The 14,865-nt window shown below is 64.1% G+C and carries 10 protein-coding genes; 7 read left to right on the top strand and 3 right to left on the bottom strand.

What is annotated here, in order from left to right:
- Position 1: 1 nt before the first annotated feature.
- Positions 2-4,192 (bottom strand): YhdP family protein, encoded by a 4,191-nt coding sequence (locus M0954_RS12810; RefSeq protein WP_297353585.1) that lies wholly within the window; start codon positions 4,190-4,192, stop codon positions 2-4.
- A gap of 176 nt (positions 4,193-4,368) precedes the next feature.
- Between M0954_RS12810 and glnE the strand changes: the two genes are divergently transcribed.
- Positions 4,369-7,161: a bifunctional [glutamate--ammonia ligase]-adenylyl-L-tyrosine phosphorylase/[glutamate--ammonia-ligase] adenylyltransferase gene (gene glnE, locus M0954_RS12805; RefSeq protein WP_297353583.1), complete on the top strand. Its 2,793-nt coding sequence runs from the start codon at positions 4,369-4,371 to the stop codon at positions 7,159-7,161.
- 50 nt (positions 7,162-7,211) lie between these two features.
- Here the strand turns inward: glnE and recN are convergent, their stop codons facing one another.
- Both recN and M0954_RS12795 read right to left on the bottom strand, forming a co-directional pair.
- Positions 7,212-8,909 carry a DNA repair protein RecN gene (gene recN / locus M0954_RS12800; RefSeq protein ID WP_297353581.1) on the bottom strand — a complete coding sequence of 566 codons (1,698 nt, stop codon included), beginning with the start codon at positions 8,907-8,909 and terminating at the stop codon, positions 7,212-7,214.
- Positions 8,910-9,007: 98 nt separating this feature from the next.
- A complete protein-coding gene (locus tag M0954_RS12795) occupies positions 9,008-9,910 on the bottom strand; it encodes an NAD kinase (protein ID WP_297353579.1) in 903 nt (300 codons plus the stop codon).
- A gap of 308 nt (positions 9,911-10,218) precedes the next feature.
- Between M0954_RS12795 and hrcA the strand changes: the two genes are divergently transcribed.
- The 6 genes from hrcA to M0954_RS12765 form a co-directional block, all read left to right on the top strand.
- Positions 10,219-11,238, top strand: coding sequence for a heat-inducible transcriptional repressor HrcA (gene hrcA / locus M0954_RS12790; RefSeq protein WP_074265815.1), 1,020 nt, complete (start codon positions 10,219-10,221; stop codon positions 11,236-11,238).
- 218 nt (positions 11,239-11,456) lie between these two features.
- Positions 11,457-12,527, top strand: a complete 1,071-nt coding sequence (gene hemH, locus M0954_RS12785; protein WP_297353577.1) for a ferrochelatase — start codon at positions 11,457-11,459, stop codon at positions 12,525-12,527.
- 82 nt (positions 12,528-12,609) lie between these two features.
- The gene (locus M0954_RS12780; RefSeq protein ID WP_074265813.1) at positions 12,610-13,017 is read left to right on the top strand and encodes an RNA-binding S4 domain-containing protein; all 408 of its coding nucleotides are present in this window, start codon (positions 12,610-12,612) and stop codon (positions 13,015-13,017) included.
- A 472-nt stretch (positions 13,018-13,489) separates the two neighbouring features.
- Entirely contained in the window at positions 13,490-14,068 is a 579-nt protein-coding gene (gene grpE, locus M0954_RS12775; RefSeq protein ID WP_133892379.1) for a nucleotide exchange factor GrpE, read from the top strand.
- A 45-nt stretch (positions 14,069-14,113) separates the two neighbouring features.
- Positions 14,114-14,539, top strand: coding sequence for a thioredoxin family protein (locus M0954_RS12770; protein WP_297353575.1), 426 nt, complete (start codon positions 14,114-14,116; stop codon positions 14,537-14,539).
- Positions 14,540-14,752: 213 nt separating this feature from the next.
- On the top strand, positions 14,753-14,865 hold a 113-nt coding region (locus M0954_RS12765), incomplete at its 3' end, for an Hsp70 family protein (protein WP_297353628.1).

The raw sequence follows: 14,865 nt of genomic DNA, 5'->3' as shown, positions 1-14,865 counted from the left end.
CTCACTGCGCTTCCACGGTCGAAGCCGGCAGGTCCATCTTACCGCGATCGCCGCGCACCCGCTCGACGTGGGGTTTTGACCACGAACCCGTGATCGCATAGTCCATTGCGAACGCCTTCGAAATCGACTTCGACAGGGCGAAGTCGGCCACCAGTGCGGCGAGGCCGAACAGCGGGTTGATCACCGTGGCAGCGACCACGCCGGCCCCCGCGCTGACGGTTGGCACGACGTGCACGTGCAGGTCCTGGGTCTCCTGCGCGAGGTCCACCGAGCCCGACATCTCCGCGCGGGCCGGCGCGGTCACCATCTTGAAGTTGTCGGTGCGGCCGATGCCGTCGCTGATCTGTCCGATGCCGGTCACGCTCTCGAACGGCAGACCTTCGCCGATCACGTCCTTGAAATTGAGCGTCGCAAAGCGCGCAAGGCTTTGCAGGCTCAGCACGCCCAGCAGCTTGGCGACGCCCGGATCGACCTTGAGGATCTGGCCATGGCGCATGTCGACCGCCAGGTTGCCGTTCAGCGTCTGATAGTCGATGCGGGTCGGGCCACCGCGCCAGACGACCTTGCCTGACAGCGTGCCGCTGCCGCCCTTGAGCGTGCGTGGCTGGCCGAACTGCTGGAGCAACGCGCCGGCATCCTTGATATCCAGCTTGAAGTCGAACACGGTGCGCTTCGGCGTGTCTTCGTCGGCATTGGCGCCGAGCTGCGTCGAGGTGCGCCAGTTGGCGGTGGCGGTCAGCGTGGCAGCCGGATTGGTGATGTCGAGCTTGTCCAGTTGCCAGACCGGCACGCCGTCTTCCTGGAAGTTATGCGCGTCGACTTCGAGACTGCCGATGTTGTGGTCGCGCACGATCAGTTCGTTCACCACCAGATCGATCGTCGGCATGTTTTGCGCCGGCGCCGAGATCGCCTGGCCTAGCAGATCGTTTTCGGTGGCAGACGGGATGACCAGGCGGGCGAGGCGGGCCTGCAGCGTCCCTGGCGAACCTTTGACAGGGCCGGGCAACCAGGCCACGTGTCCGGAAACCTGGTTCGAGGCGATGTTGGCCTGCCAGTTGCCGTTGTCACGTGACGCGCCGACGATCACGCTCTCCCAGTGGCGCTTCAGTAGCGTCAACGTTCCGATATGGACGGCAAAGCGGTCGGGCAGGAACTGCGTGATCGTCGGGTTGGGGGCGCTCGCCGGGGTGCCGGGCGCGGGCGTTTCCTTGCTGCGCATCTGGGTCACCAGGGCGCGCCATTGATCTGCATCGAACGCGTCGATGTCGACCGCGGCGATCACGCCTTCACTCGGCAGTTCAGCCGGCTTGTTGACGCCGACTGCGCCGACGACCACCTTCGGCGGCTGGCCCGGCGTGTGGCGCAGCAGGTAGGTGGCGGCGATCGGGCCGAACTTGAGGTCGGCGCGTTGCAGGCCGGCGTCGCTTTCCGAGGCGGCCGGCCTGAAGGTGAAATGCAGCGGCATCGGTTGGCCGAGCGGCTTGTTGAACGGCGCGGGGAAGTCGAGCGCGAGGCCGGTCAGGTCGGAGCTGGCCGTGACGTTGGGCAGACGTCCTTTGGCGCCGGTTACGTTCAGCTCGTAGGGCGCGCTGCCGTTCATGCGCGTCAGCACCTGGGCGGCTGGCCCGTGCAGATTGAGGCCGCGGGCTGCGTCGACGGCAATGTGGCCGTTCAGATCAAGCGCGTAAGTCCCGTTGTTCTGCATGCCGCCGTTGGCGTGAACGTCGCCGCCGAGGAACTGGCCGCTCAAGTGATCGAGCTGGGCGGTGTGTTCGGTGAAGTGGACCTTGCCGGTCAGTTGCGACAGCGGCGGCACGTTGTCGGTGCTGAGACGGTTGTTCTGGAAGCCGAGCGCACCCTCTACGGCGATGTGCGGTTTCGGCGTGCGCGGCACCGTCAGCTTCAGTGCCAGCGACGCGGGCCCTTCGGCCTGCACCTTTTCGCCGACGTGCTTCGAGAGGCTGCCGAGTGAGCTCGCATTGACGTAGTCGAGCATGTCGGCGAGCGGCCCGTGTCCATCGCCGTTGATGACGAGGCTCGATGCCTTGGTGCCCAGATCGTCGATCTTGCCGCTGACCTTGCCGAGCGCGACGCGCTTGTAGTGCGCGCGATCGACATCAAAGCGCAGCACGTTCTCTTTCAGCGAGAAGGTGCCGTCGATACCATCCAGCGGCGGCCACACATTCGGCGTCACGCCGTCTTTCATCATGCGGGGCGGGAAGGGCGATGGGTCGAACTTGCCGCCCTTGAACGGAGCCACGATCTGGAACACGCCAGCAGTCGGGTCGCGCGAATAAGGGAATTTGGTGAGGTCGCCGTGTATCTCGATCACCCCGCCGCGCGAGATGCCTGCCTGTAACCCGTGACCCAGGTAGGTGCGCAGCTTCTCGGGGATGCTGGTGGGAAGATAGCGGACGATCCGCGTGACCTGCGCGTGCTCGAACTTCGCCGTCAGGTCGAGCGAGCCGCGGCCGTGGCCGGGATTGCTGTAGTTAGCAGTGGCCGAAGCGACCGCGTCCGCGTTGGCGACGCTCAGTTCCGGGACAGTAATAGCAAACGCCTTGTGGGCTTCACCTGGCGCTGCCGGCTTGACCGTCCAGCTGCCGCGACCCTTCAGGCGGTCGAATCTGAGGCGCGGGTTGTCGAAGACACCCGGCAGCGTGAGGGCCACGTTGTTGGTGTCGATGCTCATTGCGCCATGGTTTTCGTCCGCGTCGACGCTGCCCCACAGGTTTTCGACGCCTGGCAAACCGGCCCGCGGGTGACCCAACGGGGTGAGCCCTGGCGGCGGCTCCTGGGCTGCAACGCTGATGCCCTGCAGGTCCGCCTTGAAGCGGTAGCGTACGATCGGCTCGGCGCCGCCTGTATTGCGTTCGCTGGCCGCTTCGCCGGATTCCGGCCTGGCCCGTTCGACCTCGATCAGGTAGTTCGCCACCAGGCCGCGAGGATCGAAGCGCACCAGTTCATTCAGAAGGTGCCCCGAGAGCGGCAGCGCGCGGCTGAATTCGGCGAGTATGCCGAGATCGACACGGTCGCCAGTCACGCTGAACAACTGGCCGTGTTGTACCGATGCGCGACGGTAGTGGCCGCTCAAAGTTGTGAGGGCCAGCGTGCGGGTGAGCGGCGTGCCGTCCTCGAGCGGCGGCTGGCCGAGTTCCGCGTGCAGGTGGTCCAGTTTCAGCGTGTAGTCGTCCGGCCCCATCTCGACTTTCCAGGAGAAGCTTGCGACGGGCACGTCGAGGCGTGGCTGGGTCGGTCGCACGCGCAGCGAGACATCGGAGCCGCTTAGATCGCCGCCTGCCGAGGTCATCCGGCCCTGGGCGAAGTCGATCCAGATAGCGTTGTCGATCCGGCCCGCGAACGTCTCGACCGGAAAATCCATGTAATGAGCGAGGGCGGGCAGGTCGACCGGGCCGGTCGACACGTAAGCCTGGCCGGTCCAGTTGATCGGCTTGCCGATAGCCGACAGCGGCGCATGTTTAAAGTACACGCGGAAATCGAGCGGGCCGTGCAGGACCCGGCCGTCCGGCGGCGCCTGCAACGCGAGGTGGTGGTTATAGCCGTCGTTGAGAATGGCCAGACGAATGTTCTGCAGCGCAAGTTCAGGCGCGTCGTGGCGTGCGTCGTGCCACCTCAATGTGCCGCCGCGCAACACGATGGCCTGCTGGCGCAGCAGCCACGAGCTGAAGGTGTCGTTGCCGGTATGGGTGCTCGGCGCTACGACGCCGGCGACCGAGAGCGAGCCGTCGCTGCCGCGCTCGATCAGCACGTCAGGCTGATTGACGATCAGGCTCGACAGGATCGGCTTGAATCGCCACAGCGAACTCCACGAGACCGTTGCGGTGGCATGCGGGATGTTCAGCCCGACCTTGCCTTCGTGGTCGCGGATCATCAGGTTGGTGACGTCGATGCCAGGCTGAAAACCGGTCCAGTGCGGCGCCAGTTTGCCGATGGTGAGTTGCGCGTGGATCTTCTCGGAGACGAGGGTTTCGATGCGCGGCCGGAACGAATCGACGTACGGCAACAAGCCGTAACGCAGACCCATGAACAGACCGGCTGCAATGAAATAAACGACGAGCGCGATCCCCAGCAGCACTCTCAGGGTGTGACGCAGCACCACGTGGTGGTCGCCGCTCACTGACCTGACTTGTCCGGCTTCCTGTTGCTCGGCGGATTCGTTTCGCTCGGACATGCTGCGGCGGGGATGGGCGTATGGTAGTTTTGCGATCTGACGACGAAATGTAACACACGGGCCAGTCGCGACGAATATCCTTCAAAGCCTGTGCCCATGCCGTCTCGCGACCTGTGCGACGCAGCGCCTGGCTCAGTGATGAGCTGGATACAGCAACGAACGATCCACACCCTTTGATGACCCAAGCCACACTCCTGAGTTCCAGCTATTCGCATTACGCAACGCGCGCGCTGGCGGCCCGTCCCGAACTGACCGAGCGCATTGCGATGCTGGCTGCGCAGCCCGTCACGCGCGAGCGGATCGAAGCCCGCTTCGATGATCTGTGCGCGGCGCTGGCGAGTCCCGCCGATGGAGCGCTGACCGAAGAGGGTCTCAAACGCGCGCTTCGTCAGTTACGCACCGAGGTATTTTGTGCCGTGATGGAGCGCGATCTGGCCGGCCGCGCCGATGTCGCCGAAGTCACCGGAGCCATGACCGATCTGGCTGAAACGACCATCCAGCGGGCGATGGCGGTGCTGTCCGCCGATCTCGAAATGCTCTACGGCGAGCCGCGCGGTCCCGAGGGCGAGCGTCTTGCTCTTGGCGTGGTCGGTATGGGCAAGCTGGGCGGGCGTGAGCTTAATGTGTCGTCTGACATTGACCTGATCTTCATTTATGAAGAGGACGGCGAGACCGCCGGCGGTCAGCGTCCGCCGATTGCCATGCAGGACTTTTTCACGCGTCTCGGCAAACGCCTGATTGCCGCGCTGGCCGAAGTAACCGCCGACGGTTATGTGTTTCGGGTCGATATGCGGCTGCGGCCGAACGGCGATTCAGGGCCGCTGGTGTGTAGTCTTGGCATGCTCGAAGAGTATTTTTACGTGCAGGGCCGCGAGTGGGAGCGCTACGCCTGGATCAAAGGGCGGCTCGTGTCCGAAGGCAGCAGCGAGGCTGCGCGCCGCATGCAGAAGCAGCTCGATGCGATCTGCACGCCGTTTATCTACCGCCGCTATCTGGATTTCGGTGTGATCAGTGCGATCCGCGCGTTGCACCTGCAGATTCGCCAGGAGGCGCAGCGCCGTGCCTCGATGCGGCCGGACAAGGCCGACGACATCAAACTCGGCCGCGGCGGCATCCGCGAGATCGAATTCAGCGCCCAGGTGTTCCAGTTGATTCGCGGCGGCCAGGACGCGGGCCTGCGCGTGCGGCCGACGCTTGCCGTGCTGCGCCACGCTGCGACGCATGGCCTGATCGCGCCGGTCGTGTGTGTGGGGCTCTCGCAGGCGTATCGGTTCCTGCGCGAACTCGAGCACCGGCTGCAGTATCGCAATGACGCGCAGACCCATGCGATGCCGGTGGATCCGGAGGAGCGTGCGGCGTTGGCCCATGCGATGGGTTTCGAGGATTACGCCGCGCTGATGGCGAAGCTCGACGCGCACCGCGAGATGGTCGAACAGCAGTTCGACCAGATTTTCGCCGACAAGATCAAGGGCCGCGACGGTTGTGGTGCGCCGGAAGACGGTGCTGCGGTATGGGTCTGGAGTAGCGCGCTGGCCGACGATAGCGCGGACGCCGCTCTGCAGGCGCGCATTGTCGAGCTGGGAATTCCAGAGCCGGCCGAGTTGCTCGCGCGCCTGCGCGCCGTGTGGAATTCGTCGCGCTATGCTGGGCTCGCCGAGCGTAGCCGGCAGCGCTTCGACATCGTTGCGCAGCGAGCGCTCGAAGCGGCTCGCACGCTGGAGCCGCCCGCGCGGCGTGGCGATACGGTGGCGCGCTTCTTCGACCTGCTCGAAGCGGTGAGCCGGCGTGGAGCCTATCTGGCGCTGCTGACCGAATATCCGCAGGCGTTGCACCGCGTGCTGTCGGTGCTGGGCGCTTCGCACTGGGCGGCTGGGTACCTGATCCGCCATCCGCAACTGCTCGACGAACTGCTCGATGACGAGGCGATTGCGAGTCCGTTCGACTGGGCCGAGTTCAAGCGCACGCTGCGTTTGCGCCTTGCCGCGGCGGACGGCGTCGAACAGCAGATGGATCTGCTGCGTCACGCTCACCAGGCCGAAGTGTTCCGCATCCTGCTGATCGATCTGGCCGGCAAGCTGAGCGTGGAACACGTGAGCGACCGGCTCTCCGAACTGGCCGACGCCGTGCTCGACGTGACGCTCGAGGCCGTCTGGAAGCAACTGGCCAAACGTCATCGGGACGTGCCGCGTTTTGCCATCATCGCGTACGGGAAACTGGGCGGTAAGGAGTTGGGTTACGCGTCGGACCTCGACCTGATCTTCCTCTACGACGACCCCGACGATGCAGCCGCCGACGTCTACTCCACCTACGCGCGGCGTCTGATCACCTGGCTGACGATGGCCACCGGCGCGGGTACATTGTTCGACGTGGACCTGCGGTTACGGCCGAACGGCGAATCGGGACTGCTCGTCACCGATCTGGATGCGTTCAAGCGCTACCAGTTGCGCGAAGGCGATGCGGCCAACACGGCGTGGGTGTGGGAGCACCAGGCGCTGTCGCGGGCGCGCTACTGTGCGGGCGATGCCGAGATTGGCGCCAGGTTCGAAGCGATCCGCGAGCAGGTGCTGACCACGCCGCGCGAGGCCGGCCCGCTCGCCAAAGAGATTGTCGAGATGCGCGAGCGTGTCGAGGCCGGACATCCGAACCGCACCGAGCTGTTCGATCTGAAGCACGATCGGGGCGGGATGGTGGATATCGAATTCACCGTTCAGTATTGGGTGCTGCTGCATGCCGCGCGTGACCCCGAGCTGATCCGCAATACCGGCAATATCGCGTTGCTGCGTGAGGTATCGCGCTTCGGGATGATGAGCGAGGAGGAAGCTGAGACGGTCGGCGCGGCGTATCGCACATATCGCAAGCTGCAGCACAGGCTGCGGCTCGACGGGATGGAGAAAGCGCGGGTCGAGCCCGAGACTGTCGAGGCGGAACGCGCCGCCGTGCTGGCGTTGTGGAAGCGGGTGTTTGGGTGAGGTGAGGGGCTCTGCGGTCAAGGACGCTGGCGTGCTGTCGCCACTGCCGTCTACGCCGCCAGCATTTCCTTCGCATGCTTGCGGGTGGTGGCGGTGATCTCCAGGCCGCCGAGCATGCGTGCCACTTCCTCGATTCGGCTGGCCTTGTCCAGCGACGTGACGCTGCTGACCGTGCCGCCTTTCTTGTCGGAGGCCTTGGCTACCTGGAAATGATGCTCGCCGCGCGCGGCCACTTGCGGCAAGTGCGTGACGCACAGCACCTGTCGAGCGCGTCCGAGTTGATGCAGCAAGCGCCCGACCACTTCGGCGACGCCGCCGCCAATGCCGGTATCCACTTCGTCGAAGATCAGGGTGGGGATCGGGCTGGCGGCGCTGGCGATCACGGCGAGCGCGAGGCTGATCCGCGCCAGTTCGCCGCCTGAAGCGACTTTCGCGAGCGGTCGCAGCGGCACGCCGGCGTGCCCGGCGACGCGGAACTCGACCTGCTCGAGGCCATGCGCTCCCCCTTCCGGCAGCGCGACGAGCGCGACCTCGAAGCTGCCGCCTTTCATCGACAGTTCCTGCATGCCCGTGGTGACCGCCGAGCCGAGCGCCTTGGCCGCCTTGGCGCGTGCTTTGGACAACTGTTTGGCTTCGGCCAGATAGGCTTCCTTCGCTTTGGCTTCGGCGGCGTGCAGGCTGTCCAGATCCGCGGCGGCGTCCAGTGCGGCCAGTTGCGCGCGGCGCGCGGCGTGTTCCTCGGGCAGTGTCTGCGGCTGCAGACGGAATTTGCGCGCGGCCGAATGCAGGGCGTCGACGCGTCTCTCGATCTGAGCGAGCCGGTCTGGGTCGAGTTCGAGACGCTGCGCATAGTGGCTTAGCGAATACGCGGCTTCCTGCAGCTGGATTTCGGCGGGTTCGAGCGCAGCGAGTGCGTCGTTTAACGCCGGATCGATTTCCGCCAGGTCGCGCAGCTTCGAGACGATCGACGCAAGATGCGTGATCATCGCCTCGTCCGACTCGGAGAGGGCGTTGAGGGCTCCCTGCACGCCTTCGATCAGGTTGGCCGAATGCGACAAACGGTTGTGTTCGGCGTTGACCTCTTCCCATTCGCCGGGCTGCGGGGCGAGCTTGTCGAGCTCGGCCAGTTGCCACGCGAGCCGCTCGCGTTCGAGTTGCAGTTCGCGGTCGCGTGTTTTGGCTGTTTCGATCGCTTGTACCTTGTCGCGCCAGGTGCGCCATGCGCGGTTCACGGCGGCGGCCTTATCCACCAGACCTGCGTGCGTATCGAAAAGCTCACGTTGCGCGTCGGGACGCATCAGTAACTGGTGGGCGTGCTGCCCGTGAATATCGACCAGCATTTCACCCACCTCGCGCAGTTGCGCGAGCGTCGCGGCGGTGCCGTTGATGAATGCACGCGAGCGGCCGTTCGCATCCACCACGCGCCGCAGCATGACGGTGTTGTCGTGCGGATCGGCTCCGTTTGCTCCGTGCGTGTTGTTTGTGCTGCTTGCCGAGCCTAAGGCCTGCTCCTCGAGCCACTGGTCGACCTGAGCGTGCGTTTCGAATTCCGCGGTGATGTCCGCGCGGGTCTCGCCGGTGCGCACGACGCTTGCGTCGGCGCGGGCGCCAAGCGCCAGTGCCAGCGCGTCGATCAGGATCGACTTGCCGGCGCCTGTTTCACCTGAGAAAACCGTAAAGCCGCTGTCGAATTCAAGGTCGAGCGCGGCGACGATGACGAAGTCGCGTATCGAGAGGTGGCGAAGCATGGAGGTCGTCGGGTAGCTTGGGTTACCGGCTGCGGCCAGGTGCTCAGGGTTAGCTCAGGATCGGCGCAGTGTTCGTTCAGGATTCGTTCGGGATCGGTTCAGGGCTTGATGTCGTCTTCGTGCGACGGGTATTCGTTCCAGTGCAGCTTCTTGCGCAGTGTCGCGTAATGGCTGTAGCCGACCGGGTGCAGGAGCGGCACGGTATGGCGCGAGCGGCGCACTTCGATCGTGTCGTTGTGTTCGAGCGCGGTGAACGACTGCATGTCGAAATTAACGTTGACGTCGCGGCCGGAGACGATCTGGATGCTCACCTTCGAGTCGTCCGGCAGCACGATGGGGCGGTTCGACAATGCGTGCGGCGCAATCGGCACCAGCACGATGCCCTGCAACTGCGGATGCAGGATCGGTCCCGCTGACGACAACGCGTAGGCGGTCGATCCGGTCGGCGTGGCGACAATCAGTCCGTCCGAGCGCTGGTTGTACATGAAGCGGCCATCCACGGCCACGTGCAGTTCCGCCATTCCCGAGAAACCGCTGCGGTTCACCACCACGTCGTTGAAGGCCAGCGCGTGGTAGATCGGACTGCCGCCGCGCATGATGCGCGCTTCCAGCAACATGCGTTCCTCGCGCTCGAAGTGGCCTCCCAGCATCTGCGGCACGAGTTCCTGCATGGCCGAAATCGGGATGTCGGTGATGAAGCCGACCCGCCCGTGGTTGATGCCGATCAGCGGCGTGCGATACGGCGCAAGCTGGCGCCCGATGCCGAGCATCGTGCCGTCGCCGCCCAGCACGACGGCCACGTCGGCCCGCGCGCCGATTTCCGCGGGGCGCAGGGCCGGGTAGTCGGTGATGCCGATCTCCGCGGCGGTGTCTGCTTCGAACACCACGTCGAAGCCGCGCCGCGCGATGCACGCGGCGAGCGCGGTCAGCGGCTCGCCAATGCCTGGCGTGTTGTTGCGCCCGACGAGCGCGACGGTCTTGAACTGACTGGTAACTTGCATGCCGGCATTACACCATAGGTGAGGGCTGAAAAGAACCGTCCGCGGCCACATGGGCGGCCGGCGTCAGGCGGGCGCGCCTGTCAGGCTGCAGGCCCGCGCCGGCTGGCCTGCGCAGGATTATCGCCAGAATGATGAACTCCTCGTGACAGGGGTGCGGTATGTGCTGCGTCGAACTCCCGGGTAAGGGTTCGCGCCAGGGGTTGTGCGGGCAAACCGGCACATGCAGTCCATGCCTCGCCAACGAAGGCACGAACGCTGTTATTGTTAGCGCTCGCGGTCGTCGCGTCATTAAGCTAAACTTTTCCGTCATGCTAGATCCCCGCGCACAAACCCTCCTCAAAACGTTGATCGAGCGATATATCGCCGAAGGTCAACCGGTCGGCTCGCGCACGTTGTCCCGCTACTCCGGTCTGGAGCTGAGCCCGGCGACGATCCGCAACGTGATGTCCGACCTGGAGGAGGCGGGGCTTGTCATCAGCCCGCACACCTCGGCGGGCCGCATTCCGACACCGCGCGGCTATCGCCTGTTTGTCGACACGATGCTCACGGTCGAGTCTGCGGCGGACGAGGAAGCTGTCACCCGTACCGTCAAGACCACGCTGCAGGCGGGCGAGCCGCAGAAGATCGTTGCAGCGGCGGCGAGCGTGCTCTCCAGCCTGTCGCAGTTTGCCGGCGTAGTGCTGACGCCGCGGCGCAGCCACGTCTTCAAGCAGATCGAGTTTATGCGCCTGTCCGACAAGCGCATCCTGCTCATCATCGTCACGCCCGAGGGCGACGTACAGAATCGCATCATGGCGACGCAGCGCGACTTCTCGCCGTCGCAACTCGTGGAAGCGTCCAATTACATCAACGCTCACTTTGCCGGCCTTTCGTTCGACGAAGTGCGCCGGCGCCTGCGCGAAGAGATCGACGAGTTGCGCGGCGACATGACCACGCTGATGCACGCCGCTGTCAAGGCGAGCACAGACGAGGCCGATGCCGGCGAGACCGTGCTGATCTCCGGCGAGCGCAATCTGCTCGAAGTGGCCGACCTGTCGTCGGACATGGCGCGGCTGCGCAAGCTGTTTGATGTGTTTGACCAAAAGACCAGCCTCCTTCAGTTGCTTGACGTATCGAGTCACGCCCAGGGCGTACAAATCTTCATTGGCGGCGAGTCGAATCTCGTGCCGATCGAGGAAATGAGCGTCGTGACCGCGCCGTATGAAGTCAACGGCAAGATCGTCGGTACGCTCGGCGTAATTGGGCCCACGCGCATGGCCTACAACCGTGTGATTCCGATCGTCGACATCACCGCGCGCCTGCTCTCGCTAACGCTCAGCCAGCAATAAGCGTCTGCTTCGCGCAACGCTAGGGCGGCACGTTCCACCGCCTTTGCCGCTGCCCGCATCTCCATCGGGCAGGAGCCCGAACTGCATGGTGCAAATGATGCGATGCGGCGCGCAGCTTGCCAATCGGCCGAATGGCCAGCTATCGGCGGCGGACCGCCCCGCTATAATGAGTCTCACCTGAACCGATTTCCCGCTGCGCGCGGCTAGCCCTGTTGCCTATGCGTTTCGACCTCGAGCGGCCATCGCAACCCGCCACATCCCATCGTGTCGCGGTTTTGCTGATCAATCTGGGCACGCCCGACGCACCTACGCCGCGGGCCGTGCGGCGCTATCTCGCGCAGTTTCTGTCCGACCCACGCGTGGTGGAGATTCCGGCAGCCATCTGGCAGGTGATCTTGCGGCTCCTGATCCTGCCGGTTCGAGGGCGCTCGTCGGCCAAGAAGTACGCAGCCGTATGGACTCCGGAAGGCTCGCCGCTACGCGTGTTTACGGAGAAGCAGGTCGAAGGTCTGCGGCATCTGCTGCAGTTGAACGGCTACACGACGATCGTCGACTACGCCATGCGCTACGGCATGCCGGGGATCCCGGACATGCTGAATCAGCTCAAGCTGGCCGGCGCCGAGCGCGTGCTGCTTGTGCCGATGTATCCGCAATACTCGTCGTCGACTACGGCTACAGCATTCGACGCCGCATTCTCGGCGCTCAAGCGCATGCGCAACCAGCTGGAAATCCGCACCATCCGCCAATATGCCGACCATCCGGCCTATATCGCGGCGCTGGCGGCGCAAGTGCATCAGTACTGGCATGCTCACGGCCGCCCTGATTTCGCGGCGGGCGACAAACTGGTGCTGAGCTTCCATGGCGTTCCCAAGCGCACGCTCGATCTGGGTGACCCGTATCACGACCAGTGCCAGCAAACGGGGGCGCTGTTGACGCAGGCGCTCGGGCTGACAACGGTGGAATGCCGTGTCACGTTCCAGTCGCGTTTCGGCAAGGCCGAGTGGTTGCAGCCCTACACCGCGCCGACGCTCAAGGAGTTGGGTGCGGCGGGGGTGCGCCGTGCGGATGTGTTTTGTCCGGGCTTTACTGCCGACTGCCTGGAAACTATTGAGGAAATTGGCATGGAGGTCCGTGACGAGTTCCTTCATGCGGGCGGCAAGGAGTTTCACCGCATCCCTTGCCTGAACGCCTCGCCGGCTTGGATCGCGGCGCTAGGGGAGATCGTCGCCCAGAACCTGCAAGGCTGGCCGGTGCAGGTCGCCTCGGTGCAAGGTACGGTGACGGCGTGAGACTGGTTGACGGAATCGTTTTCAACGCGCCTGAAGCGCGACTTATGACGCCTCTTTGGCACATAGGGCGCCAGACTAACTGATGAACTACAGGATTTCGACCGAACCCGGCGCGCGCCTGCGCATCGACAAGTGGCTATGGGCAGCGCGTTTCTTCAAGACACGCTCGCTGGCGGCTGATGCCGTCGACAAAGCCCACGTAAGGATCGGCGGTGCGGCAGTCAAGCCGGCCAAGGAGGTGCGGGTTGGCGATCTCGTCGAAATCGAGATCGAACGCATCGTCTGGCAGGTGGAGGTGCTGGGCGTATGCGACGTGCGCGGTCCGGCGAGTGTGGCGCAGACGCTTTATGCGGAAACCGAGGAAAGCAAGGTGAAGCGCCAGGTGGAGCAGGAGCGGCGTAAAACGTATCGCGAGCCGGCCGCCGCTTTGCACGGGCGCCCGACCAAGCGCGACCGGCGCACTATCGACAAACTTTCAGGTGGGGATTGAACAGTTGTTCCATCGTGGCATGCACGCCGCCATATTCGGTCGTGCTGTCGTTGACGGCCCCGGACATGCAGATGGTCGTGGTTCCCGCTATGAGCACCAAGGCGACCACGGATATTGCGAAGGTCAATTTCACGGTACTCCCCCGAAATGATGCTGGACGAACGCGCGATGAGTTAATTGAAGTGGTATATACCAGGTTAGGGTAAACGTGCCTTTCCGGGTGGACAGCTGAAGTTTAGGTCAGTCCACGAGGCCGCTCAATCTCAATCTGATTAATCGTTGTAACGAGGCATTTCTGCCGCACTGTTGCGGTGCGAAAAGATCCTTTTGACCGCTTGAATTCGTGCTTTGAGACCCAAACTAAGTGGGCGATGAGCGGTGGTTTGTGTGGCGTTTCTGCAACGCTCAAGCGGGCCTTGCAGAACATCACGCGGCCGCCCTAGGCTTTAACTTTTTTACGACTTTCAGCGACATGGAAAACACGCAAGAGAATCCGACGAGCCAGAATCCCACGCCCGCCGAAGAAGCCGCGCGCCAGGCTGCCGAAGCCACTGCGGCCCAGCCGGAAGTCAACCCGGCGGAAGCCGCGCCGGCCGGCGCCGAAGCCGCGTTGGCTGAAGCGCAGGTCAAGATCGCCGAGTTGCAGGAAAGCTTCCTGCGTGCCAAGGCCGAGACCGAAAACGTGCGCCGTCGCGCTCAGGAAGACGTCACCAAGGCGCACAAGTTCGCGATCGAAAGCTTTGCCGAGCATCTGCTGCCGGTGGTCGACAGCCTCGAGGCCGCCGTCGCCCACTCGTCCGACGACCTGCAGAAGGTTCGCGAGGGTGTGGAACTGACACTGCGTCAGTTGAGCGGTGCGCTTGAGAAAGGCCGCGTCGTGGCGATCAATCCGCCCGCCGGCGAGAAGTTCGACCCGCATCGTCATCAGGCTATTTCGATGGTGCCGGCCGAGCAGGAGCCCAACACCATCGTCTCCGTGCTGCAGAAGGGTTACGTGATCGCCGACCGCGTGCTGCGTCCGGCGCTCGTCACTGTAGCCCAGTCGAAGTAGGCGTAAGGCATAGCTCAGGCGCTCCCGGGCAGGCATCCCGCTATCATGGCCAACCTTCCCGTCGATGCCACGGCGTTTGCCGTGTTCGAGATGCAGGAATTGAGCGCGGAATCGTTCGACTCCGCGCTCGAAGCGGCTGGCGATGAGTTGGCGGTGGTGTTCTTCTGGGGACTCGACTGCTTCAACTGTGAAATAGCGAAGAAGGCGATGCTGGTGCAGCCCGACGCGATCCGCGCGCTCAGGCTCAGATGGTTTCACAGCAATGTCTACGAGCACCGGGAACTGGGCCGCCGTTTCATGCTGCATGGTGTGCCGACCTGGTTCTTTTTTCACCGTGGCAAGCGGCTTGGCCGGGCGACCGGCTGGCACGGCCTCGGGCAGTTCGAGGCAGCGGTGGTAGCTGCCCGGGAAAAGGTTGCTGCAAAGGCCGCGTCAAAGGCTTCGGATGGGGCGACCGGTAGTGGCGGCTAATCGCAATGGCAACAAGCCGGGCAATCCCGGCAACACCAATCCCAAAGCCGCAGGCGATTGAAAAAAATTAAAGACCGCATTGCGTTCAAGGTCTTGAAAACGATGCAGACGCACTTATGTTGAGTGCAGGTTTGAATTGAAGGCGGGTTGCCTTGCCGCCAGATGGGCACAAGGCAACCTACCGCAGCGATCAAAGTCAGGAGATTAGTAAAAATGGGCAAAATCATCGGCATCGACCTCGGCACGACCAACTCGTGCGTGGCGATCATGGAAGGCAATTCGGTCAAGGTGATCGAGAACTCGGAAGGTGCGCGCACCACGCCGTC

The organism is Paraburkholderia sp., from assembly GCF_026225065.1.
Taxonomy (GTDB): Bacteria; Pseudomonadota; Gammaproteobacteria; order Burkholderiales; family Burkholderiaceae; genus Paraburkholderia.
The sequence above is the reverse complement of the archived record's forward strand: the minus strand, read 5'-3'. Positions and strand labels throughout refer to the sequence as shown.